At 34.2% G+C, this 22,948-nt stretch carries 22 protein-coding genes and 6 pseudogenes; 24 read left to right on the forward strand and 4 right to left on the reverse strand.

Annotated elements, in window-relative coordinates; translation table 11 throughout:
- The 5 genes from ACEWK1_RS15565 to ACEWK1_RS15585 all read left to right on the forward strand — a co-directional run.
- Positions 1-611, forward strand: a 611-nt coding sequence (locus ACEWK1_RS15565; RefSeq protein WP_416636463.1) for a PKD domain-containing protein, incomplete at its 5' end; no start/stop codon positions are given.
- Positions 612-794: 183 nt separating this feature from the next.
- Complete coding sequence (locus tag ACEWK1_RS15570; RefSeq protein ID WP_098797082.1) at positions 795-1,688, forward strand: Abi family protein; 894 nt, start codon at positions 795-797, stop codon at positions 1,686-1,688.
- A 1,428-nt stretch (positions 1,689-3,116) separates the two neighbouring features.
- Positions 3,117-3,710: a peroxiredoxin family protein gene (locus tag ACEWK1_RS15575; RefSeq protein WP_098797083.1), complete on the forward strand. Its 594-nt coding sequence runs from the start codon at positions 3,117-3,119 to the stop codon at positions 3,708-3,710.
- A complete protein-coding gene (locus ACEWK1_RS15580) occupies positions 3,707-4,504 on the forward strand; it encodes an RnfABCDGE type electron transport complex subunit D (protein WP_098797084.1) in 798 nt (265 codons plus the stop codon). Before ACEWK1_RS15575 ends, ACEWK1_RS15580 begins: the two co-directional genes overlap by 4 nt.
- Positions 4,505-4,752: 248 nt before the next feature.
- Positions 4,753-5,823: a PIN/TRAM domain-containing protein gene (locus ACEWK1_RS15585; protein WP_098797085.1), complete on the forward strand. Its 1,071-nt coding sequence runs from the start codon at positions 4,753-4,755 to the stop codon at positions 5,821-5,823.
- A gap of 324 nt (positions 5,824-6,147) precedes the next feature.
- On the opposite strand, the gene ACEWK1_RS15590 is transcribed toward ACEWK1_RS15585, so the two are convergent.
- The 3 genes and pseudogenes from ACEWK1_RS15590 to ACEWK1_RS15600 all read right to left on the reverse strand — a co-directional run.
- The gene (locus tag ACEWK1_RS15590) at positions 6,148-6,414 is read right to left on the reverse strand and encodes a Na+/H+ antiporter NhaC family protein (RefSeq protein ID WP_176551056.1); all 267 of its coding nucleotides are present in this window, start codon (positions 6,412-6,414) and stop codon (positions 6,148-6,150) included.
- The gene (locus ACEWK1_RS15595; RefSeq protein WP_098797087.1) at positions 6,369-7,070 is read right to left on the reverse strand and encodes a Na+/H+ antiporter NhaC family protein; all 702 of its coding nucleotides are present in this window, start codon (positions 7,068-7,070) and stop codon (positions 6,369-6,371) included. The genes ACEWK1_RS15590 and ACEWK1_RS15595 overlap by 46 nt, the downstream gene beginning before the upstream one ends.
- A 479-nt stretch (positions 7,071-7,549) precedes the next feature.
- Positions 7,550-8,595, reverse strand: a pseudogene (locus ACEWK1_RS15600) (transposase); the annotation flags it as partial.
- On the opposite strand from ACEWK1_RS15600, the pseudogene ACEWK1_RS15605 reads away from it, so the two are divergent.
- The 14 genes and pseudogenes from ACEWK1_RS15605 to ACEWK1_RS15670 all read left to right on the forward strand — a co-directional run.
- Positions 8,585-8,992: pseudogene (locus ACEWK1_RS15605) on the forward strand (recombinase family protein); the annotation flags it as partial. The pseudogenes ACEWK1_RS15600 and ACEWK1_RS15605 sit on opposite strands and share 11 nt — an antisense overlap.
- Positions 8,984-9,193 (forward strand): helix-turn-helix domain-containing protein, encoded by a 210-nt coding sequence (locus ACEWK1_RS15610; protein ID WP_255301606.1) that lies wholly within the window; start codon positions 8,984-8,986, stop codon positions 9,191-9,193. The pseudogene ACEWK1_RS15605 and the gene ACEWK1_RS15610, both read left to right, overlap by 9 nt.
- Before the next feature lie 192 nt (positions 9,194-9,385).
- On the forward strand, positions 9,386-9,787 hold the full coding sequence (merR, locus tag ACEWK1_RS15615) for an Hg(II)-responsive transcriptional regulator (protein ID WP_098797088.1): 402 nt from the start codon (positions 9,386-9,388) through the stop codon (positions 9,785-9,787).
- Between the two features lie 13 nt (positions 9,788-9,800).
- Positions 9,801-10,022 (forward strand): mercury resistance system transport protein MerF, encoded by a 222-nt coding sequence (gene merF / locus ACEWK1_RS15620; protein ID WP_098797089.1) that lies wholly within the window; start codon positions 9,801-9,803, stop codon positions 10,020-10,022.
- 3 nt (positions 10,023-10,025) lie between these two features.
- A pseudogene (locus ACEWK1_RS15625) lies at positions 10,026-10,326 on the forward strand (putative mercuric transport protein).
- 175 nt (positions 10,327-10,501) lie between these two features.
- Positions 10,502-10,654 (forward strand): annotated as a pseudogene (locus ACEWK1_RS15630) (heavy-metal-associated domain-containing protein); the annotation flags it as partial.
- Between the two features lie 31 nt (positions 10,655-10,685).
- Entirely contained in the window at positions 10,686-12,326 is a 1,641-nt protein-coding gene (merA, locus tag ACEWK1_RS15635; protein WP_098797091.1) for a mercury(II) reductase, read from the forward strand.
- Positions 12,327-12,657: 331 nt separating this feature from the next.
- Positions 12,658-12,822, forward strand: a complete 165-nt coding sequence (locus ACEWK1_RS15640) for a hypothetical protein (protein WP_176551057.1) — start codon at positions 12,658-12,660, stop codon at positions 12,820-12,822.
- Between the two features lie 139 nt (positions 12,823-12,961).
- Positions 12,962-13,228, forward strand: a complete 267-nt coding sequence (locus ACEWK1_RS15645; protein ID WP_098797092.1) for a glutaredoxin family protein — start codon at positions 12,962-12,964, stop codon at positions 13,226-13,228.
- 271 nt (positions 13,229-13,499) lie between these two features.
- On the forward strand, positions 13,500-13,745 hold the full coding sequence (locus ACEWK1_RS15650; RefSeq protein ID WP_098797093.1) for a DUF2933 domain-containing protein: 246 nt from the start codon (positions 13,500-13,502) through the stop codon (positions 13,743-13,745).
- Between the two features lie 143 nt (positions 13,746-13,888).
- On the forward strand, positions 13,889-14,290 hold the full coding sequence (locus ACEWK1_RS15655; protein WP_098797094.1) for a MerR family transcriptional regulator: 402 nt from the start codon (positions 13,889-13,891) through the stop codon (positions 14,288-14,290).
- A 122-nt stretch (positions 14,291-14,412) separates the two neighbouring features.
- Positions 14,413-14,628 carry a copper chaperone CopZ gene (copZ, locus tag ACEWK1_RS15660; protein ID WP_098797095.1) on the forward strand — a complete coding sequence of 72 codons (216 nt, stop codon included), beginning with the start codon at positions 14,413-14,415 and terminating at the stop codon, positions 14,626-14,628.
- A 171-nt stretch (positions 14,629-14,799) separates the two neighbouring features.
- Entirely contained in the window at positions 14,800-17,232 is a 2,433-nt protein-coding gene (locus ACEWK1_RS15665) for a heavy metal translocating P-type ATPase (RefSeq protein WP_098796897.1), read from the forward strand.
- Positions 17,233-17,571: 339 nt separating this feature from the next.
- Complete coding sequence (locus tag ACEWK1_RS15670; protein ID WP_231309816.1) at positions 17,572-17,964, forward strand: rhodanese-like domain-containing protein; 393 nt, start codon at positions 17,572-17,574, stop codon at positions 17,962-17,964.
- Between the two features lie 211 nt (positions 17,965-18,175).
- Here ACEWK1_RS15670 and ACEWK1_RS15675 read toward each other — a convergent pair whose 3' ends face one another.
- Positions 18,176-18,562, reverse strand: a complete 387-nt coding sequence (locus tag ACEWK1_RS15675; RefSeq protein WP_098796893.1) for a GerD family protein — start codon at positions 18,560-18,562, stop codon at positions 18,176-18,178.
- Positions 18,563-18,917: 355 nt separating this feature from the next.
- Here ACEWK1_RS15675 and ACEWK1_RS15680 point away from each other — a divergent pair.
- The 5 genes and pseudogenes from ACEWK1_RS15680 to ACEWK1_RS15700 all read left to right on the forward strand — a co-directional run bounded on the left by ACEWK1_RS15680 (position 18,918) and on the right by ACEWK1_RS15700 (position 22,840).
- A pseudogene (locus ACEWK1_RS15680) lies at positions 18,918-19,606 on the forward strand (peroxiredoxin).
- Positions 19,607-19,619: 13 nt separating this feature from the next.
- The gene (locus ACEWK1_RS15685; RefSeq protein ID WP_098796890.1) at positions 19,620-19,829 is read left to right on the forward strand and encodes a hypothetical protein; all 210 of its coding nucleotides are present in this window, start codon (positions 19,620-19,622) and stop codon (positions 19,827-19,829) included.
- A 117-nt stretch (positions 19,830-19,946) separates the two neighbouring features.
- Positions 19,947-20,795 (forward strand): annotated as a pseudogene (locus ACEWK1_RS15690) (PLP-dependent cysteine synthase family protein).
- Positions 20,796-21,487: 692 nt separating this feature from the next.
- Positions 21,488-22,315, forward strand: a complete 828-nt coding sequence (lgt, locus tag ACEWK1_RS15695; RefSeq protein ID WP_098796888.1) for a prolipoprotein diacylglyceryl transferase — start codon at positions 21,488-21,490, stop codon at positions 22,313-22,315.
- 324 nt (positions 22,316-22,639) lie between these two features.
- Positions 22,640-22,840, forward strand: a complete 201-nt coding sequence (locus tag ACEWK1_RS15700; RefSeq protein ID WP_098796885.1) for an anti-sigma factor domain-containing protein — start codon at positions 22,640-22,642, stop codon at positions 22,838-22,840.
- The last annotated feature ends 108 nt before the right edge of the window (positions 22,841-22,948 follow it).

Genomic DNA, 22,948 nt, shown 5'->3' on the forward strand with positions numbered 1-22,948 from the left:
TAAATCCAGAAGGCTCATATGATGTCGATGGTACGATTGTTTCTTATGAATGGAGCATAGCACCAACTATTGGAGCAACGAGCAGCAGTACTGAAAAGTATCCAGAGTTTATTGCTACTTCTAGCCAGTATGAAGTTACTCTTAAAGTTACTGATAACGACGGAGATACGGATACTATTACGAAAACTATAGAAGTTAACATTGCAAAGCTTCAAGCATTTGTTACTCATACAGATGAATGGAGAAATAGATGGGCTGCTGAAGGGTTTAATCCTGATATTAATATGTTTAAAGCGGGTGAAAAGTTTGTTATTGAGTTAACAAGTACACCAGCTGCGTATGTATGGGGATCAATTGATTTAGGGGTAGATATAGGTAAAGTAGAAATTCCTTCCGCAAGTTTTAATCTAGTTTCCACGAGTTCAACGAAATATGTTTGGAGAGCGGAATTGTGGCAGGATAACTTTAAATACATTCCTAATGGCGAGTATTTATTTAACTTTTCTTCCATGCACCCTGTAAATTCACCCTACGTTCAAGCAGATGCAAACTACTTAGTAATGATTAACCAATCTATATACGATGCATTTAAGTTTCATAGAGCTAAATAATTAAAAGGGCAGAAAGCAACCTAACTCCTATAGATCTCTTTAGAACGATTACTCTCCAACTTAGATAATATAGATACCTTGACTATAATTTTAATAAGTATTAATATAAAGGTAACAGAACCCACCACGCCTCTTAACAATGCGGACCAAGGTGGGTCATTTTGTATTTAAGGGGTTATTTCTGTGAATTCTGATAACGATTATATGAAAATTAAACCACCTACTACATATAGAGAGCAAGTAGAAATTTTCCAAAAGAGAAACTTACATATAGAAAATTCAGAATTCGCTGAAAAATATTTACAAAGAGTTAATTACTACAGGTTAAGCGCATATGCAATAACATTCAAAGATCCTTTATGTAAGGAACACTATACAGAAAACTCAACGTTTGAAAAATTAACTTCGTTATATGAATTTGATCGAAGATTACGCCTTTTACTATTAGGAGTTCTAGAAACAATAGAAATATCTTTTCGCACTCATATTTCATATGAGATTGCTCATAAATTTGGTCCACTTGGGTATAAAGATAAAGAGAATTTCATTAAAGAAAAATATCATAAAGAATCCTTAGATGAATTAGAAAATCTAATAAGTAGAAGTCGCAAAGGTGAGCTCTTTATTGAGCACCATTTTAAAAAATATAATGGTAATATTCCTATATGGGCAGCTATAGAAGTTACATCATTTGGTTATATTTCTAAGCTTTATCGTAATTTAAATGAAGACTTAAAAAGGCATATAGCTAAAGTATACTATAATATCCCTTATCTATATTTAGAGAGTTGGTTACAAACACTCTCAAATGTACGAAATGTTTGTGCGCATTATGGACGACTTTATAATAAGAAGCTGACGTTTAGACCACGTTTATTTAAAGAAGATTTAAAAAGGTTTAATAATCAGAAAATATATGCTGCTATTTACATTATTCAAAGATTACTAACAAGAGAAGAGAGTCGGAGATTTATAATTGATTTAGAGGCATTAATCTTGGAGTACGATGAAAACATAGACTTCCTTCATATTGGTTTTCCTACTAATTGGAAAGAGAACTTAATACATCAAGAATGAAAAATGTACAAACTTACCATATTTTATTATGTCCCAATATAAGATATTAATAGCAAATTAACATTTTCATAAACAATGCTGAATAGACTTTATAATAACCTGATAAATCAATGGATCTTCTGGAAAGAATGAAAAATCCCTTTATCAAAGAAATTATTATAAAAAAGTCTCAACCAGCGTTAACGGGTTCCGTTTTAAGGTGCAAACAGGGAAGTACAAATACTGTATCTCCTTGAAAATTTGGTAGTAAACCACACCAATAACCACATAAGAAACCGCTGTCGTTTTGAACGACAACAGCGGTTTTTTTATGTTAAGAACCTTTTCTTTCAATAGCTATCATTAAGAAAAAGGAAACAAGGTAACAAATGAGTAATCCGTTAATTCCAAGGAATTTTGTTAGGATAATTTTAAACCAAGGAAGACGTTATTGATCAATTAACCGATTCCTTCCGTTCATCACTAAATAGTAAGGGATATAGACAGTACATTTATAGATCCAAGATTATTATAGTGTGTGTATAGTAATTTATGATTAATCTACAAACACATAAGATGTTGTTCCTTCTATTTGAGCTATTTCTACAAGATGAATAAATTTAGAAAGTGTTGTTTCTTCCATTAGTTTTGTTACTTTAACTTCCAGCAGTTCATCATAATTTAAAATTTCTGCAAATACTTCACAGCGCTTTCTTTACTGGAACACTTTAACCAATTATTGTAGCATCGATTATCTCAATAGTCATAAATGTATTCATATCGTATCGAACTTTTCATCAATGGATAGCCAAAGTTAAATCTATGGTAGGTACATTTTACGTTCTGAAAACATATCGTACATGAATATAAAGATAAAGAAAATGGATATTTACTTTATGTACTAACTTGTAAACACCCCTAAATAATTCTGCATATCCATACCTCTTCTTGATTTATTAGAAAACTAAATCCATAAGGTAAAATACTTCCGCTATACATACTAGAAGGTATCTCCTGCTAATACCTCCTTTTCTATTCTCTGATAAAATAGTGTCTGTTATAAAAAGATAGGTTCTTTTTAAGTCAATTTCATCACTTTCTTATTTCAGAATTGAGTCCGATAAAAGCTAAATATAAAACAGTCAAAGTTATAAAAAATATACATTCCCAGACAAACAAAGGATCCAAATTATAAATATTTAAATTTATTTGTTATACTTCACAATTCCTTCAAAATTCTACATTATACTTACTATTGTCCTAGTTTTAAAAGTAGGGGAAGACAACCTAGTATATGTGTCATTTAAATGCATGTTTTAGCAGTATATCTTTGAATATCGCAGCTATACATGCATTAATTGTCATACACCTTTTAGTTTATTTCACTAAATCGATAACTTTAAATATAAAGTTTACTTTGTAATCTATGAAAGGGAGTAAAAGAATACAATGATAAATAATATTAATAAAAGCCGAGTAAAAGGTAAAAATAAGGGGATTTTCTTCGTTATTGGTTTTATAGTCCTTATATTCATTCTGTTATTTTTAATACAAATGTTAAATGAAAAGGAAAAAAACACAAGCGGATTACAGCCAGGCACAAAGGCACCAGAATTTAAACTTCAATCAACTCAAGGTGACATTGCCCTAAAGGATTTTAAAGATAAAAATGTTGTTCTTTATTTTTATGAAGGAAACAATTGTCAGGCCTGTATTGATCAACTTGAAGAACTTAACAATAACCTTGATAAATTTGAAAAACTAAATGCAGTTGTAGTTGCTGCTGTTACTGACCCATTGAAATATTCGCAAGAGGTTGCAGATGAAAAAGATATAAAAATCCCAATCATGTATGACCCAAACCACCAATTAGGAGATAAGTATGGTGTTTATAATGTACCAGGAGGAATGGACATGGGCCCAGTAGATACTCATTCTGTTTTTGTTATTGATAAAGATGGGAGTGTAAAGTGGAAAGAAATATCGGTGGATGATATGTATGTTCCTCTTAAGTCGATATTAAATGAGTTGGAAAATCTATGAAATTTGGTCGTGATCCAAGAATATCCCAAATTATTATTTTATCTATATTTTCGTGGATTGGATTAAATTATTTAGAATTTAGAGTAACAACAATACAGATCATCGCAGCCATTTTAACAAGTGTTGTGTTAGAGATTTTATTTACTTATGCAAAAACAAAAAAAATAGTTGCCCCATATAGTGCAATAATTACTGGGTTAAGTACAGGGTTATTATTGCGTGCTGATTCAATTGTTCCATTTGTATTAACAATATTCGTTGCTATAACCTCAAAGCATTTTCTGAAATATAAGGGCAGTCACATATTTAACCCTTCCAACATCGGTATTGTAGTTATTTCATTTGCTTTCCCAATTACTGTCGCAACCGCGCCGCTACAATGGGGATTTTTTTGGGCACTATTATTTATAATTGCAACCGCTGGTACTTATATGGTGTATAAAGTTAAGAGGTTTTCAACAATTGTTTCTTTTCTAGGTATGTTTTTCTTAGCAGGAATTGTTCGAATGATTATTTGGGACAAAACATTTACTTCTATTTTTAATGAGTTTATGTGGGGTGGACTATTAATCTTTACATTCTTTATGATCACTGATCCAAAAACATCGCCAAAAAGTGTTAAAGGACAGATGCTTTTTGGAGTTCTTATTGCAATTCTTGGGCAAGCGATGATCCAAATGCAAATTCATGGGGCATTATTCGTAAGTCTATTTATCATTTGCTTGGCAAGAATATTATTTAAAATTTGGCAAGAAAGAATAAAAGTGAAAACAAGAGAACATTTGGCAACATAGTAAATATCCGAATAACTCTCATCCCCATTTTGAACTTTTAAGTAAGTTTTAAATGGGGTTTTTATTAGCAAGAAATAACTAGTTCTAATTTTCCTGATTAATAAAACACAATCTAGTCTGTAAAGGATACGATCGTTCCATAAAGGTAAAATAAACTTTAAGAAATGAGATATGAAGGCTGAAGAAGGGTATGTGCCATTCTTTAAATAACAGGAACATTTCATTGAAGTCATAAAGAAGGTGAAATAATGTTAAAAAGGATTTTTAAATTATTTATTATTGTTGTGGGTGGAACAATTGGGATATTTCTTATTCCGGATCTCATAACCGCTATGACAGGTGGGATAATGCCCTTATGGATGAGTTATTTAATAGGATTTATTATATTATTCTTTACGATATTTTGGTTGATTAATTCGGGTCTTAACATGATACATTGGATGGAGGAAAAACTATTAAAGGTACCCATAACGAATGTTTTATTTGGAAGCTTCGGTCTTATTTTAGGATTAGTTGTAGCATTCTTAATTACGAGTCCCTTGAAGGCAATGAGTATAGAGTTAGTTAATACAGTTTTTCCAATATCTCTTACTATTTTGTTTGGATATTTAGGATATCAAGTAGGGTCTAAGAAAAGAAATGACCTTGTAAATTTATTTTTATCTATTTCGAATCAAGGTGAAGCTAAAAATACGAAAGTAAATCTGGAAAGTGTAAAGGAACTTGAAAGTAAATTAAAAATTCTAGATACAAGTGTAATCTTAGATGGTCGAATTGAAGAAATATGCAAAACGGGTTTTTTAGAGGGGACATTATTAATCCCACAATTTGTTTTAGAAGAAGTACAACATATAGCAGATTCTTCTGATGTTATAAAAAGAAATCGTGGAAGAAGAAGTCTTGACACTTTGAATAAGATCCAAAAAGAGCCGGATATAAAAGTTGAAATTTATGAAGGTGACTTCAATGGGATACAGGAAGTAGATAAGTTTGTGGAGATTGCAAAGTTACTAAACGGTAGTGTCGTTACAAATGACACAAATTTGAACAAAATATGTAATTTACATGATGTTAAGGTTTTAAGCATCAATGACCTAGCTGAAGCTTTAAAACCAGTTGTCTTACCAGGAGAGAAAATCAATGTCCAAGTAATCAAAGACGGAAAAGATGATAAACAAGCAATTGCCTATTTAGACGATGGTACAATGATTGTGGTAGAACAAGGAAGGGATTATTTAGGTGAATATATTGATGTCTTGGTAACTAGGATTTTACAAACCTCAGCAGGAAGAATGATTTTTGCTAAACCAATAATTTAAGGGTTTCACTTTTAAACTTTTGAGTTATTCATACTTGTAATGAATTGAATGCACCCTATAAAATGGCGAGGAATTAATAATCCTTCGCCATTTTGAAGTATCGGGTTTGAAAATCTCTACTAAGAGAAAGTTTTCTTATAGATTCCATCATAATAGCACCTACGGTTTATTCCTTCTTTTTCCTTATATCTTGTTTTCGCATAATGCGAGCAAACCCTATTTGCTTTGATTTTCCATAATTAAAAAAGTAAATGCTTCACCTATCGCAACCACTAAAGCAATAATATACAGTAATTCATCCATTTTAATCTTTCCCCCCTATTCTTAAGAAATAAAATAAGGAATTATTAAAAACAATCCTGCAGCTAATACTGCCGCTAATATATTGTAGGGAGTCATTGCCTTAACGTATTTCATATGGTCTGCCTGTGCGGCGCCCGCAGACATTGCAGTCATACCGGATACGGGAGAAGTGACATCTCCAAAAGTCTCTCCTGAAAAAACAGCAGCTACAGCAAGAGGAACACTCCCTCCAGTTGTTACAGCTAAAGGGATTGCAATTGGGGCAACATTAACGCCCGTGCTCCCCAAGACGACCCTATAAAATAAGTAACAGCTCCTGAAACGATAAAAATAAGAACAGGAACCCATACTGGTGTTAGTGTTCCGCCTAAAGTTGTTCGAATAAGGTCGGTTAAACCGAGATCCTTCCACCACATGAGGAAAAAGCTTAAAGGAATTAGCATCAGGATAGGGACTAAAAGATTAAACAGTCTTGGTTTCAAAGCAGGCTTGCCTAAGCCCATATCCATATCCATTTCTTCCATCTTTCCTTTTGTGGTCACACCCATTTGGTCTTTGGCTGTACCCGCCTTATCTGTATTTCCAAGTTCTTCAGACATTTCCATAGCATGTGCAGGTTGTTTGAAGGTAGTTCCCTTTTTTGAACCTTGGGTAGATTGAATTAATTCCTGCATGCTTCCAAAATTCCAGCCTATAAACACAGATAACAAGGCAATTGTAACCGATGTAAAACTAAAAAATTGAAAGGGTAAACTGGACAAAAAGAGTTGCATAGCTGAACCTTCTATTCCAGCCGCACCCATTCCTATTCTTATTACTCCAATAATGTAGCCAATATAAGTAGTCGCAACCGGAGTAAATACAATGACTGGACTAGCAGAATTATTTAACATGTAGGCTAATCTTTGACGTGAAACTGAAAAACGATCAGCTAGCGGCTTCATGATAGAACCAGTTGCAACAACGCGAAATCCACAATCAATAAATGTGATAGGAAGCAGTAGCCATGAAGCGATTAGAGTCTTTTTTTGCCAAGGTAATGTAGTTATCCATTACCTTGACAAAGGCTTGTACACCACCCGATAGCTAAATGAGAGCAACTAAACCACTGAAGACGTATAAAAAAAGTAAAACGTCTAAGTTTCCAGGATCGGAAAGCACCCCGACAATATAATCAACTGTTTGAGAAATGGACCCAAGAAAAGACCTTGTTAAAATCAAACTCCCTACCCATAACCCGATCAACAGGGAAGGAATCACTTGTCTAGTCCAAGTAGCTAAAATAATTTCAAGAATGAATGGTACAATAGATAGCCAAAGTCCATATTCAATATAAAATCACCTCTCTTTGGGGTACCGTCATGAAAATGCGGATTTACAACGTTAAGCCCGTTTCCGAGACGGCCCCCCAATTTTAACAACGCTAAGTAAGTTTCAGTGGTCTTATAGTATCTAATGAGACCACTTTCTCTGAATTAAAATGGTATTCTCCTAATAAATTGATATGTTCCCAGCCTAAAGGTGAAATATGATGAAATAAGTCTTCATTAAAACTACCTGTCCGCTTTTGATATTCAACTGCTTTAGTTAGATGTAGAGTATTCCAGATACTGATGGCATTGATGATTATGTTCAAGGCACTGGCCCTTTGCAATTGATGCTGTATGGTTCGTTCTCTAAGCTCTCCTTGCTTTTCCGAAGAAAATAGCTCTTGCCAGTCCATTCATGGCTTCTCCTTTATTCAATCCTTTTTGTATTTTTCTTCTTAAAGATTCATCCGAAATGTAATTAAGAATAAAGATTGTTTTTTCTATACGTCCCATCTCACGTAGGGCTGTATCTAAGCTATTTTATCTTGAATAAGATCCTAATTTCCCCATAATCAAGGAGGCTGAGACTGTCCCTTCTCTTATTGAATGAGCTAACCGTAAAACATCCTCATAATTTTCTTTAATGACTTTTGTGTTTATTTGCCCACATAAAATAGCTTCTAGTTTTGGATACTCACCTGCTTTATCTATTGTAAATAATTTTGAGTCCGATAGATCTCTTATCCTTGGTGCAAATTTAAATCCTAAATAAATGGGTTAATCCGAAAATTTGGTCTGTGTAACCAGCAGTGTCTGTAAAATGTTCCTCTATGTTTAGGTCAGTATCATAATGCAATAAACTGTCCAAAACATGAATAGCATCCATTGAATTAGTATGAATGATCTTTGTGTAATAAGAAGAAAATTGATCACTCGTAAACAGATAGATGGTGGTGCCTTTTCCTTTTCCATAATGAGGGTTTGCATCTGCATGTAGTGACGAAACACTTAGCTGCTTTCTCATACCATCTGACGAAGAGGTTGTACCATCGCCCCAATAGGAAGACAATTGTAATTTGTGATGAAAATTTACTAATACGGCCTGAGCTTTATTCATTGCGTCTTCATACATGCGCCATTAAGAAACATTGGCTAGTTGCGAAATCGGTTACATACGTGTCAGTTCGACTAGCCAGAATCCTTCAAGGAAATTTCAGCAACTGAATGAAATCGGAATGGATATTTTTGAAGAAAAAGTTTCTGGAGCAACAAAGGATCGTGAACAACTTCAAAAAATGTTAGAAGATTTACAGGAAGGTGACGTTATTTTTGTTACTGACTTAACTTTGAATTACACGTAGTACATAAGATTTATATGAATTAATCGATCACATACGGAGTAAAAAGGCAAATTTAAAATCCTTAAAGGACACATGGCTCGATTTATCCGAAGAAAATCCATACAGCCAATTTTTAATTCGGTAATGGCTGGTGTTAACCAATTAGAACGAGATCTTATTCGTATGCGACAACGTGAAGGAATTGATTTGGCTAAGAAAGAAGGGAAATTTAAAGGTCGGTTAAAGAAGTATCATAAAAAGCACGCAGGAATGAATTATGCAGTTAAGCTATATAAAGAAGGAAATGTGACCGTAAATCAAATTTGTGAAATCACAAATATATCTAGAGCTTCATTATATAGAAAGCTATCGGATGAGAAAAAATCATTTCTTATTTCAATTAAGGGTAGCCAGTAATTTTAAAGGCATACATAATTTTATCATAATTCGATGTATAGTAATTTTTTCTATTCAAATAACGGGATGCGTTTCTGTAAAAGGCAGGAACGCTTTTTTACTAACTGCAGAATACATGAACAAAAAATTAGAATAACACACTTGACCGTGTACTATGGTACACGGTTTATACTTTTTATGAGGTGAAATAAATTGAGCTATCGCATTAGTGAATTTGCAGACAAATGTGGGATAAATAAAGAGACGATTAGATATTACGAAAAAAAGAGATTGTTACAAGAACCATCAAAAACGACTGCTGGTTATCGCATATATTCAGATGATGATGTGAAGCGTGTAGGCTTTATTAAACGAATGCAAGAGCTTGGTTTTTCTTTAAGTGAAATTTATAAATTATTAGGTGTTGTAGATAAAGATGAAATTCGCTGCGAAGATATGTTTGAATTTGTATCAAAAAAAGAAATGGAAGTTCAAAAGCAAATAGAGGACTTAAAACGAATTGATCGTATGTTGAAAGATTTAAAACAACGATGTCCAGATGAAAAAAGGTTACATGCGTGTCCGATAATTGAAACCTTGATTGAGGAAGAGTGAAAGGAAATTTGAGATGAAACATAAAAAGACCTTTATTGCAGGATTGATAGGTACATTTGTTGTTTTGTTATGTTGTGCTACACCTATATTAGTTATTTTATTAGGTGCTATTGGTTTAGGGGCGATAACAGGCTATTTAGATTATGTTTTGATTCCTGTTGTAGTCGTTTTTCTTGGTTTAACCCTTTATGCTTATTCTAAATATGAACACTTAAATAAAAATAGGGAGATGTAAAAAATGAAAGAAAGAGTTGTTGCAATTGCTTCAATGTTATCAGCTTTTTTAGCAAGTCTTTGTTGAATTGGCTTAGCGATTTTGATACCACTTGGTATCTAAGTGGTTTAGCTGGAACACTTGCCGTTACGTTTGCTCCATATCGAATGTTGTTTATCGTTAATAGGGTTATTATGCTTTCTATCGCTCATTTACTTTATGGGAACAAAAAAATAGTTCAAAGAAAACGAAAAAGTTGTTATGGATTAGCACATTCATTTCTGGAGCAATGCTTATCTATACATTATTCAGTCAGGGGATATAAGGGGATGATGAAATATTTAATATATCTATCTATATTATTTGGAGTGGTTTTCCTTTTGTCCGGATGTGGTAAGGCAACTATAGAGAATAGCACTACAACAAATGAAGTTCAATCGGAAAACTTAGAATCTGTTTCGTTTAAAATAGATGGATTTACTTGAGTATCTTGTGCGTTTACGGTGAGGTCCGCCGTTTCCAATTTAGAGGGTGTTCAAAATGTAGAGGTTGAAGGTTCAGGAGAAACTCAACTTACATTTGATTCAACAAAGATAAGTTTAGATGAAATTGAAAAAGGAATTAATGATTTAGGCTACGAGATAAGAAAGTAGGTAAAACTAATATAAACAGGAGGAAGAGGGAATGAATAAATATAAGATCAGTATCCAAGGAATGACATGTACGGGTTGTGAAGAACATGTAGCTGTAGCACTTGAAAATATAGGTGCTAAGAACATTGAAGCTAGTTTTCGTCGTGGTGAAGCAGTATTTGAATTACCTGATGATATTGGGGTGGAAAGCGCAAAAAAGGCAATTAATGAAGCAAAATATCAACCTGAAGAAATAGAAGAAGTACAATCTAAAGAAAAAATGGTTTTAGGTGATGAGGGAGACTATGACTTACTTATCATTGGTTCTGGTGGAGCTGCTTTTTCGGCTGCGATTAAATCAGTTGAATACGGGGCAAAAGTAGCTATGGTCGAGCGCGGGAGGGTTGGGGGAACATGTGTCAATATTGGTTGTGTGCCGTCAAAGACACTTCTTCGTGCTGGGGAAATCAATCATTTAGCAAAAGTAAATCCATTTATAGGTTTGGAAACATCTGCTGGAGAAGTGGAATTAGCACCTTTAATCAAGCAGAAAGATGAGTTAGTTAGTGAGCTTCGGAATCAAAAATATGTGGATTTAATTAGTGAATATGACTTTGATTTAATTGAAGGTGAAGCAAAATTTGTTAATGGAAATACCGTTGAAGTTAACGGGAAGAAACTTTCTGCAAAGCTTTTCTTAATTGCAACGGGTGCTTCTCCTTCTTTACCCCCGATTTCAGGACTTGAAGAAGTGGATTATCTAACAAGTACTACACTACTTGAATTAAAAAAGGTGCCTAAACGATTAACGGTTATTGGTTCAGGATATATAGGAATGGAGCTTGGGCAATTGTTTCATAATTTAGGTTCAGAAGTCACGCTTATGCAAAGAAGTGAGCGACTTTTAAAAGAATATGATCCAGAAATTTCAGAAGCAATAGAAAAAGCGTTAATTGCACAAGGTATTAACCTTGTCAAAGGGGCAACTTTTGAGCGTGTAGAACAAGGTGGAGAGATAAAAAAGGTTCATGTAACAGTAGATGGAAAGAAAAAAGTAGTGGAATCAGAGCAATTACTTGTTGCAACAGGAAGAAAACCAAATACGGATTCTTTAAATTTAATTGCAGCAGGGGTTGAAGTCGGAAAACGAAAAGAAATACTGATAAACGACTATGCTAGGACAAGTAATGAAAAGATTTATGCAGCAGGCGATGTAACATTAGGACCTCAATTTGTTTATGTAGCAGCAAATGAAGGTGGAATTGTTGCCGATAATGCGATTGGTGGGTTAAATGAAAAATTAGATTTATCCGTTGTTCCTGGAGTAACATTTACAAATCCTTCGATTGCAACGGTGGGATTAACAGAAGAACAAGCAAAAGAAAAAGGCTATGAAGTAAAAACATCTGTATTGCCTTTAGATGCTGTTCCAAGAGCGATAGTAAACCGTGGAACAACAGGTGTTTTCAAGCTTGTTGCTGACGCGAAAACATTAAAAGTGCTTGGGGTTCATATCGTATCTGAAAATGCAGGAGAGGTGATATATGCAGCGACATTAGCTGTTAAGTTTGGTTTAACCGTAGAGAATTTAAAAGACAGCCTTGCACCATATTTAACAATGGCAGAAGGATTAAAATTAGCTGCTCTTACATTTGATAAAGATGTATCGAAATTATCTTGTTGTGCAGGGTAAAGCACCTTTTGGTAGGAGCTTTACAATAAATACACTTAACTATCCTTCGTTAGCTGAATAGCCATTAAAAAAGTCGGTTCCTAATGTTAGGGAATCGACTTTTTTAATCTTAACGTTGTAAATCCGCATTTTCCTGACGGCACCACTCTTTTTTCTTACGTTTATTTATCCCTTTTCATCCGTTTCGTTATTCTCTAGCGATTTTTATATAGATACAATTTATAAACATAGTTAAACTACTATTGTATTTAAATAAATGAACTGGAGATAAATTTATTATGAAACGTATTGTGATCAAATATTTGTAACCATATTTTTGTTAGTTGGAGCTATGTCTTTATCAGTAGTAACATCAACTTCTGCAGAGGAGCCTAAAGAAACAAAGCAAATGAATTGCTGTAAAAAAATGGAAATGATGAACAAGCAAATGAAACAGATGATGGACAATCACAAAATGGTAATGAATGATATGAAGAGTTTGTTTGAAGAATTATAAAAGAGAGGTCAGTTAACGCAGGAACAAAAAGAAAAAATGATGAATATCGAGAAAATGATGAATCAAATGGAATAAAAGATGAAAAAAATGTCATCTATGAGAAACGAAGAATTAAAGTGAAAAACTAGGGGGAAAAGACATGAATGATTTTGCTATCGAAATCTATACAACTCCGACTTGCCCAGATTGTAAAGCAGCAAAAGAGTTTCTTTCTCAACATAATCTCAATTATGCTGAACATGATATTGTGGAAAATGAAGAAAACATTAAGGAACTAAACAAATTGACAGGGAAAAAAATATTGTTCCGACAATTAAGATTAATGATGAGTTTTTTATTGGATTTTCGCAAAACCGAGAGACTATTGAAACATTACTGTTATCATAGGGTGAGTTTATTATATTAAATATAATAGAAATATTCAGCACATGTTTTTTGAGTTGGTACATACTTTGCTTTATCAGGGTTTAAACTTTCAAGGTAAGAGTTTGTAAAAGGAGAGGATTTCTGAAAATGTCTAAAATCCCCTTAATTTACACTATATTTTGATATTTAGGTTTAAGAGCATATACCATATAAGTAATTCATAAATATTTTTGAGTTTTTTAACTTCTTCACAATTTCCTCAAATTCCTTGTTTATAATGAAAACTAACATGAAACAAGGAGGTGTGGAATGTGGGTTGGGAAACTTTATTATTACTGGCATGTCCTCTTATGATGTTATTCTGTATGAAAGGTATGTTTTCGGGAAATAAAGAAAAAGAAACCAAGGGAAATCAAACACAACAATCTGATTTACAATCATTACAAATTAAGATGGCAGATTTAATAGAGCAAAATCACAAACTGACACAGGAAGTAGAAAATTTAAAGAATCAAACAAGTGAGGATTCAAACATAGTTAAATTTAAACAAGCTTAAATAGACACTTTTGTAAGCGAGGGAGGAAATTCTTTCGCTTTTTTTGTAGCCATTTTTGGCATTCGTTAAATTAATTTTTTAAAATGTATTGACTCTGTTCCTAGATACAGACTTTAAAATAGATTATGAAAGGAGGGAATCTTATGGAAGTTCTATCAATTAGTAAAGTAGCAAAGCAGGCTAATATAAACCTTGAGACAGTCCGTTATTACGAGAAAAGGGGTCTTATACCTGAGCCACCAAGAACATCAGCGGGGTATAGGATATATTCTAGAGAGTACGTTGACCGAATCAAGTTTATAAAAAGAGCACAAGAGCTTGGGTTTACACTTGATGAAATATTGCAGCTGTTAAAAATTTCAGAAGGTGGACATGATGCACAGACTGTAAAAGAATTTACATCTGAAAAAATAAGTGGAATTACTGGTAAAATCAATGACTTACAACGAATAAAGGGTACATTGCAAAAGCTATCAGACGAATGCCCAGGGTCTGGTGCACCCTCAAATAAATGCCCCATTATTCAAGATTTAACCAATAACTAAAGATAAGAGTTTTTTAGAGGTCCTGACTTACGAAGTAAAACTAACCAATTTGATAATAATATAAATTAACTAACGTATGATAAGGCTATTTTAAAATTTTTAAATAAAATGGAGGAATTAATATGGCTAATGTAACAAAATCAATTTCAGTAAAAGGAATGTCTTGTAATCACTGCGTGAATTCAATCGAAGGTTCCTTAGGACAACTAAACGGTGTTCAATCGGTTAAAGTAGACCTTAAACAGGAGTTAGTTGCTGTATCGTATAACGATGAGGTAGTTAATGCACAAGATATTTATTCGGAAATTGAGGAATTAGGATACGATGTTGTGGCATAAAAGTTTTTGACCCATCTGATTCCAAGTTATAGGGGTTAATCAATGTGTAAGGTTAGTAATTTAAAAAGAATTGTTTATGAATGCTTCACTTGGCCAGTTAAACAATTCAGAATTACATATTGGTTTTCCCATTATTTTTAGAAGAATATAGCTAAAAGGAGGGATAGAATAATGAGTAGCGAAGCTAAAGTTCGTGAATCAATGGATAAACAGGTTTCATTAGGCATTACTGGTATGACGTGTGCTTCATGCGCAACTCGAATCGAGAAAAATCTATTAAAACTAGATGGAGTGAGTAAGGCAAACGTTAATCTTGCATCCGAAAAAGTTAGCGTTTCTTATAATCCCGCCCAAACATCTGTTGAGCAACTAATGGCAAGTGTGAAAAAGACCGGTTATGGGTTTCGTGAAGAAAAAACGACGTTAGCATTAACTGGTATGACGTGTGCGGCATGTGCGACTCGTATAGAAAAAGGGCTTAAAAAGGTAGATGGAGTAATTAATGCGAATGTTAACCTAGCAAATGAAAAAGCAAACATTGAATATATTCCAGGTAAAACAAATGTAGATCAGCTAATTGGCGCTGTAAAAAAAGCAGGCTATAGTGCAAAAGTCGCAGGAGATGCCAATGAAGATACAGAAAAAGAAGCACGTGAGAAAGAATATAAAACACAAAGAAATAAGTTCTTACTAGGAGCCTTTTTATCCATATGGTTCCTTCCACAAATGATTTCTGACTTGCAAGCCCAGTATGAGTTTAATGTAGGATTTCAATTTCATATTAATCCTTGGATTCAATTGTTATTAGCAACACCAGTACAATTTTATGTAGGGGGCCACTTCTATCGAGATGCTTACAATGCACTTAGAGGTGGAAGTGCCAATATGGCTACACTAGTGGCTTTAGGAACATCTGCTGCTTACTTTTACAGTTTAGTTGTTACGATAACTGGTGCAAATACTGGACTTTATTATGAAGCTGCAGCCATTATTATCACGCTAATTATTCTTGGAAAGCTTTTAGAGGTTCGTGCCAAAGGACAGACTTCCGAGGCAATTAAAAAATTAATGGGATTACAAGCAAAAACAGCTCGGGTCATCCGTGATGGTGAGGAAAAAGATATTCCAATTGAGGAAGTAGTAATGGACGATGTCATCTTCGTGAGAGCAGGAGAAAAAATACCGGTGGATGGAGAGATTATCGAAGGTAACAGTACAGTAGATGAATCGATGCTTACCGGTGAGAGTCTGCCAGTAAGCAAAAATGTTGGTGACTCCGTTATTGGAGCTACTGTTAATAAACATGGATCATTTAAATTTAAGGCAACTAAAGTAGGGAAAGATACAGCATTGGCTCAGATTATTAAACTTGTGGAAGAGGCTCAAGGTTCAAAAGCACCGATTCAGAAATTGGCTGATAAAATCTCAGGTGTTTTCGTGCCAATTGTCATTGGTATTGCCATTGTGACATTTCTAATCACTTATTTTTTAGCAGGATTTACCCCAGCTCTTTTCAGCGCGGTAGCTGTTCTAGTTATTGCATGTCCTTGTGCACTAGGTTTGGCAACACCAACAGCTGTTATGGTTGGGACAGGAAGAGGTGCTGAAAGTGGAGTTCTCATAAAAGGGGCTGAGCACTTAGAGAGTGCGCACCGGATAACGACGGTTGTTTTAGATAAAACAGGTACGATTACAAAAGGTGAACCAGAAGTCACTGATATCATTACAACACAGAACTTCCAAGAAGATGAATTGCTTCGATTAGCAGGTTCAGCAGAAAGAGGTTCTGAACATCCACTCGGTGAAGCGATTGTAAACGGTGCTAAAGAAAAAGGTTTTACATTAAGTGATCCGACTGACTTTAATGCAATTCCAGGCCATGGTATTGAAGTGAAAGTGGATGACAAAAAAATCCACATTGGAAACAAAAAATTGATGCAAAAACAAACAATTGTATTTGAGTCATTAATCAATCAAATGGAAGAACTAGAAGGCCAAGGTAAAACAGCCATGTTGATGGCAGTTGACGGGGAACTTGCTGGGGTAATTGCGGTTGCAGATACGGTAAAAGAAACCTCAGCAGAAGCGATTTCACAATTAAAAGAAATGGGAATAGAAATTGCGATGATTACTGGTGACAATCGACGTACAGCAGAAGCTATTGCTAAACAAGTAGGGGTTGATCGCGTATTAGCAGAGGTACTTCCTGAAGATAAGTCTGCTGAAGTGGAGAAACTGAAGCAGGAAGGAAAAGTTGTTGCAATGGTTGGTGATGGTATCAATGATGCACCAGCTTTAGCTGAAGCAGATATTGGCATTGCGATTGGTACAGGAACAGATGTTGCTATAGAAGCAGCAGATGTAACACTCATGCGTGGAGACTTAATGGGTATTGTAGATACAATCCGTCTTTCTAAGGCAACGATGCGAAAAATAAGACAAAACCTTTTCTGGGCATTCGCATACAACGCAATTCTCATACCAGTTGCTGCAATCGGATTGCTCAACCCAGTACTTGCAGGTGCAGCGATGGCATTTAGTTCCGTATCAGTTGTTACCAATACGTTATTTTTACGGAGATGGAAGCCTGTCCGAGCAGCATAATTAATGAGATTTGAGGTTACTTAAGGGTAGCCTCTTTTAGGTGATTAACTCCATACTAATTTACATGTTAAAGGTTTTATAAATCAGCAAAGTAGCCTAGATGGGTAACTAATATCGTAAGTACCGAAAGCCATCGATTTACGGGAACTCTGGGGAATAAAAGTTGTACCTATCGTAAGAGTTAAGAAGGTTACTGCATCGAAGTTAGTCATTAAAGCTGGTAATGGATCAAATAGCATTAGGAAAATAGGATACTGACGATAAGCAGAGTCTCCTATACTATTGTAAATATTAAAACTATCAGTTAAAGATTATTTGGGTTATAGAGGGGGACTTAATTTGGATTTTAGCACTATTCTTAATATATTTTTATTTACTCTGGTTGGATGGTTTTTTTATAAACGAATCGCTCCTGTTAAAGGTTTGAAAAATTTAACACAAGAAAAAGTGTGTGAAAAAGTAAGAAATGGAAACAGCATACTCGTTGATGTTCGGGAATCTCATGAATTTAAAAATGGTTATATTCCTAAAGCTATTAATATTCCTTTATCTAAATTAAAGGAACGGTTAAATGAAGTTCTTATAGACAAAGAGCTGATCTTATACTGTCAAAGTGGGATGCGTAGCAAACAGGCAGCAAGAATTTTTCAAAGTAAAAAATACACTGATATTTCACATTTAACTGGAGGCATCTCTTCTTGGTCGGGAAAGGAAATGTATGGGAATAGGTAATTATTTTATTACTATTTAATTAGAAGTACTAAATTTAGTACTATTTGGACTTATTGAAATAGTGAATGATCAATCCATAAGGGACCTTGCAAAGGATATTGAGGAACGGTTTAATATGATGTATTGTTAAAGATATTTAGTCATCAATATTAGACTAATAAACATATTGAGAGATTACGACGATGGTGATGAGGTCACTATCGTCGCTTTTTTATTGTTCATTAATTATACCCCTTAATATTTCCTTCATTTCCGGTGTTTGCATAATTTCAATCATAACACTTTGCATTTCCGGCTCTTGCATCACGCTAATCATACTATCTTGCATTTCAGGTTCCTTCATTAGTTTAACCATTGTATCCTGCATTTCGGGTTGCTGCATCAATTCAATCATTTGATCCTGCATTTCAGGGGAACTCATCACACGGACAATCGCATCTTGCATTTCCGGTGTTGCCATCATGTCAGCTAACATGGTAGGGCTTAAGCCCCCAGAGTTCATCATATCACTGGTATTTCCCCCATTCATGCCCCCACATCCAGCAAGATAGAGTAAGACCAAAATAGTTACGACAGTAAGCTTTCCTTCTATTTTCATTTGAATTCCTCCCTTATTTAGAAGCTATTTTTATTAATTTTCCCAACTGCATATCGTTTATCATTAATCTTAACAAATTCTTGACCTTCTCCTGATAAGATCTGAAAATTGATTTTTTATATTGTTAATAAGGGAAAGAGGGGGCGCATTTTTTCATTAGAAAATTTAAGTGCCAAAGAAGAGGATAATTGCTGAATGCAATGTTATTAGTCCAAATGTAGAAATATAAAAGCTTGATTTGTTGGAATGTATTTATAATTATTTTAAATTAGAAAATTAGAACTTTTTGAAATCTTCACGGTTTCTTCAAAGTCTTTCTTTATAATTTAATTTGTAACATATAAAATTTTTATTAATGGAGGAATGGACATGGAAAACAATAATAGTGAAAAAAGTTTATAGTTTACCAAGAATAGGGGATCCAGCGCCACAGTTTGAAGCCACTACGACACAAGGGACAATTATATTAGAAGACTATAAAGAGGATCCTGGCTGATTCTATTTTCTCACCCAGCTGACTTTACACCTGTTTGTACAACAGAATTTGTTGCTTTCCAAGGCATTTATCCGCAGTTAAGAGAATTAAATACTGAATTACTTGGTTTAAGTGTGGATAGCTTACCAACACATATTGCATGGGTTCGTAATATACATGAAAAACAAAATATTAAAATTGAATTCCCCGTGATTGCTGACCTTAACAAAGACGTAGCTACTAAATACGGGATGATTCATCCAGGGGAAAGTACCACTGAAACCAATCGGGCAGTTTTTGTAATCGATGATAAGCAAGTGATCCGTGCGATCATATATTATCCATTGACAACTGGACGTAATATGGACGAGATCCTTCGATTAGTCAAAGCCCTCCAAACAACAGATGAACATAAAGTATCTACGCCAGCTGGATGGAACCCTGGTGAAAAAGTGGTTGTTCCACCACTTGCTTCACAACAGCTTGCTGAAGAAAGAGTTGCAGATAAGGATTTAGAAGTTATTGACTGTTATTTTGCAAAGAAAGAATTGGCTAGAATAAAGGAATAGGAGGTCTATTTCTATGCCATGTAGCCAAGGAGATACATCGCTGACTGTCACCGAAATCGATTATATTTTAGGCCTTTTAAAAGAAAAACCATTATCGGATGTGGAAGTTTCCGAAAATATGAGCCTCCCTTTGTTTAAGGTAAGAAGTAAATTACGTGAGTTGGTTCAATTAAAATACTTAGAAAAAAAGAACGAAAAGTATAGTATTAACAGGCTTAAATAATAAAAGCTTAGTTAATCATTGAAGAAGTTTTTTATATCAACTTCAGGCTGTCGAGGAATTCGACAGCCTGTTTTAACTATGAACAAAATGGAAGAAACGATAGGGAGGTGACAAAAAATGAAAGTTGTACAAAATATTACTGAGTTAATCGGTGAAACACCTGTTGTGCGACTAAATCGCCTTGTTCCGAGAGGTGCGGCTGATGTTTTTGTTAAACTAGAAATGTTTAATCCATCTAAAAGTGTAAAAGATCGTGCAGCCTACAAGTGGTAATACAGGGATTGGTCTAGTCATGAATGCAGCAGCTAAAGGATATCATGCAATTTTGGTAATGCCCGATAATATGACAAAAGAAAGAATAAATATTTTAAGGGCTTTTGGTGCAGAGGTAGTACTAACCCCGAGTATGCAGAAAATGCAAGGGCCATTGAAAAAGCGTTAGAACTTCGGAAGGAAATTCCAAGAAGCTTTATACCACAACAATTCGAGACCAAGGCTAACCCAGACATTCATCGTAAGACAACAGCGCTTGAAATTTATGAACAAATGGATGGGCGTTTAGATGCTTTTGTAGCTACAGCTGGTACTGGTGGAACGGTGACCGGAACGGGGGAGTCATTAAAGGAACTAATATCTGACCTTTATATTGGAGTTGTAGAACCTAAAGGTTCACCAGTTTTGTCAGGCGGGAAGCCTGGCCCTCATAAATTAGTGGGAACAAGTCCTGGATTTGTACCTAAAATACTAAACACGCGGATTTACAATGAAATCATACAGATTGACGATGAGAGTGCTGTGAAAACTTTTAAAGACCTAGGGCGCAAAGAAGGGATATTTGTTGGTTTGTCATCCGCTGCAGCAGTATTTGCATCCATAAAGATTGCTGAACGTTTAGGCTCTGGCAAGCGAGTGCTATGTATTGCTCCCGATACTGGTGAACGTTATCTAAGTATGGACTTATTTTAATAGAATTAACTATAAAAGTATTCACAACTTAATGATTCCGCTGAGTTGGGGTGGTGGTAAGAAGGCGGGAGGAAAAATTATAGACCGGTAATTCTGATATCAGGAATTACCGGTACATTCGTTAAATGAATTCACCTTATCACATATTTATCGGAGTGCTTTAAAAATTATATCATTTCCTAAATATCGAGTTGCAAAGAGTGTTAGTTTGCTGATTCTATCTCATAAAAAGATAGGACCAAATTGATTCCTATCATCGTAGTTAAAAGTAAAGTTCCCGATTGCAAGATCCCGAAAATAACTCCTAAGAATAAACCTACACTCATCCCATTTGTCATTGCAATCATCATACAGGTCATAAATGGAATATTTTTTCTGTTATAAACAGTTTTTGTAATTACTATGGTTGAGAGTATGAGTAATACTAAAAAAAATAAAAATTAATGGTAGTGCCAATTTTGTTTCTCCTCTCACAACTAGTCAAGATATTTCATTTTACTTCTGGTAGATATTCTTTCTGACAGATTTTATAGGTTGATACTTTCTAAATTGAGTATAAAAAGCTAGTATTTAACAAAAAAAGTTTGATATTCTTCACAAAAAATCTATATTTAACACGTATAATTTCTTTTGTATTTATGATTATTAGAACATAGCTAGGAAAAATCATTTGATGAAATGAGGAATATCTGATGAAACCCCTTTTTAGTTTTGGACCTTTTACGATTCACTTTTTTGGTTTAATGATAGCTATTGGTGCAATAGCAGGTATCCTGTTATTTATAAGAGAAGCAAAACGTAGAAATATGAATCATAAGTTATTATTGGATGGAGTTATGTATTCCTTATTTGGAGGAATATTAGGAGCTCGTATCTTCTTTATACTTTTCTATAATCCTTCCTTTTATTTTGCCAATCCAATGGAGGTATTTTTTATCCAAAATGGTGGTTTGTCCATTCATGGTGGTATTATAGGTGGAGTATTAGTCGGCTATTTATTTTTGAAGAAACATAAATTGCCGATATGGCAAACATTGGATGTTGTTGCACCTTCACTGATATTGGCACAAGGAATAAGTAGAATTGGCTGTGACGTATTTGGTGGACCAATTTTTAGTGTTCTTCCATGGGGAATTGAAAAAGGCGGGGAGCTGTTGCACCCAGCTCAAGCCTATGAATTTTTGTTGGACTATCTCTTGTTCGGATATTTATGGTTACGATTGAAAAAGTCTTCCTATACGGGGCAAGTCTTCCTTCACTATCTAATTGGTTACTTGGCTATTCGAGCTATTGTAGAATTTGCTAGAATAAACCCAATGGTTGTTGGACCTTTTAGTGTTAGCCATGTGATGAGTTTAGTAGGTATAATTTTTGCTATTTTCCTTATGAGGTATTGTAAGAGAAATGGAACAATTGACAAAGTTAATCCGATCTCTAAAAATGAATTTGCCAAAACTGGAATATATGTAATATCACTAATGATTATTTCGTTACTTGTCTATTATGGAGTACAAGGGTAATGATTATACGGGAGATTGGATACTATGGATGCATAATTAAAAAACGAATTTATGGACAAATTTCAATTAGATGAATATATGTGTTTGAAAACGAGCAGTGGTTACTAGGTAGCTTAGGTAGCCATAATGCTCGTTTTTTATTTGATTTTAATCAAACAGTTTAATGTGTGACAAAATCAAGTTATTCATTTTTGACTAAATTGTGACTGTTTTATTTCTTCACAATTTCCCCAAACTTCCTTGCTAATATAACTAACTGTAGTTTAACTTCTAAGTTTAAGAATCTAGTTTAGGACGAGAGTCTATCAAAAGGAGCATCCATTCATGAAAAGAGGGCTTGTTTTAGATTATAATGAAAAGTTTGTGATATTCTTAACAGAAGATGGATGTTTTTTAAAGGATCATAAGAAAAAAAGGAAATATGAACTTGGAGAAGAAGTAACTCTTTTTGAAATATTGGATGAACATGAAGATACTACTTCAATAGGTCCAGGGAACAAGGAAAGAATCTCTGAGAATATATAATACATTACTCTGTATTAATGTTAATTATGTTTTTTCTAAATGATTATCTGTTATTTTTTATATGCAGGGATATTGTTTTGGTAATTAGTTTGCCATGGATCGAATAGA

Origin of the sequence: Metabacillus sp. YM-086 (assembly GCF_048059995.1) — a bacterium.
Lineage (GTDB): Bacteria > Bacillota > Bacilli > Bacillales > Bacillaceae > Metabacillus > Metabacillus litoralis_B.

What these genes read in the sequence shown, in the direction of transcription:
- lgt (WP_098796888.1), top strand. Translation starts at nt 21,488, where the DNA reads ATGAAACCCCTTTTTAGTTTTGGACCTTTTACGATTCACTTTTTTGGT.
- merA (WP_098797091.1), top strand. Translation starts at nt 10,686, where the DNA reads ATGAATAAATATAAGATCAGTATCCAAGGAATGACATGTACGGGTTGT.
- ACEWK1_RS15655 (WP_098797094.1), top strand. Translation starts at nt 13,889, where the DNA reads ATGGAAGTTCTATCAATTAGTAAAGTAGCAAAGCAGGCTAATATAAAC.
- ACEWK1_RS15665 (WP_098796897.1), top strand. Translation starts at nt 14,800, where the DNA reads ATGAGTAGCGAAGCTAAAGTTCGTGAATCAATGGATAAACAGGTTTCA.
- merF (WP_098797089.1), top strand. Translation starts at nt 9,801, where the DNA reads ATGAAACATAAAAAGACCTTTATTGCAGGATTGATAGGTACATTTGTT.
- ACEWK1_RS15675 (WP_098796893.1), bottom strand. Translation starts at nt 18,562, where the DNA reads ATGAAAATAGAAGGAAAGCTTACTGTCGTAACTATTTTGGTCTTACTC.
- ACEWK1_RS15585 (WP_098797085.1), top strand. Translation starts at nt 4,753, where the DNA reads ATGTTAAAAAGGATTTTTAAATTATTTATTATTGTTGTGGGTGGAACA.
- ACEWK1_RS15640 (WP_176551057.1), top strand. Translation starts at nt 12,658, where the DNA reads ATGTCTTTATCAGTAGTAACATCAACTTCTGCAGAGGAGCCTAAAGAA.
- ACEWK1_RS15645 (WP_098797092.1), top strand. Translation starts at nt 12,962, where the DNA reads ATGAATGATTTTGCTATCGAAATCTATACAACTCCGACTTGCCCAGAT.
- ACEWK1_RS15595 (WP_098797087.1), bottom strand. Translation starts at nt 7,070, where the DNA reads ATGAAGCCGCTAGCTGATCGTTTTTCAGTTTCACGTCAAAGATTAGCC.
- copZ (WP_098797095.1), top strand. Translation starts at nt 14,413, where the DNA reads ATGGCTAATGTAACAAAATCAATTTCAGTAAAAGGAATGTCTTGTAAT.
- ACEWK1_RS15685 (WP_098796890.1), top strand. Translation starts at nt 19,620, where the DNA reads ATGCCATGTAGCCAAGGAGATACATCGCTGACTGTCACCGAAATCGAT.
- ACEWK1_RS15580 (WP_098797084.1), top strand. Translation starts at nt 3,707, where the DNA reads ATGAAATTTGGTCGTGATCCAAGAATATCCCAAATTATTATTTTATCT.
- ACEWK1_RS15700 (WP_098796885.1), top strand. Translation starts at nt 22,640, where the DNA reads ATGAAAAGAGGGCTTGTTTTAGATTATAATGAAAAGTTTGTGATATTC.
- ACEWK1_RS15575 (WP_098797083.1), top strand. Translation starts at nt 3,117, where the DNA reads ATGATAAATAATATTAATAAAAGCCGAGTAAAAGGTAAAAATAAGGGG.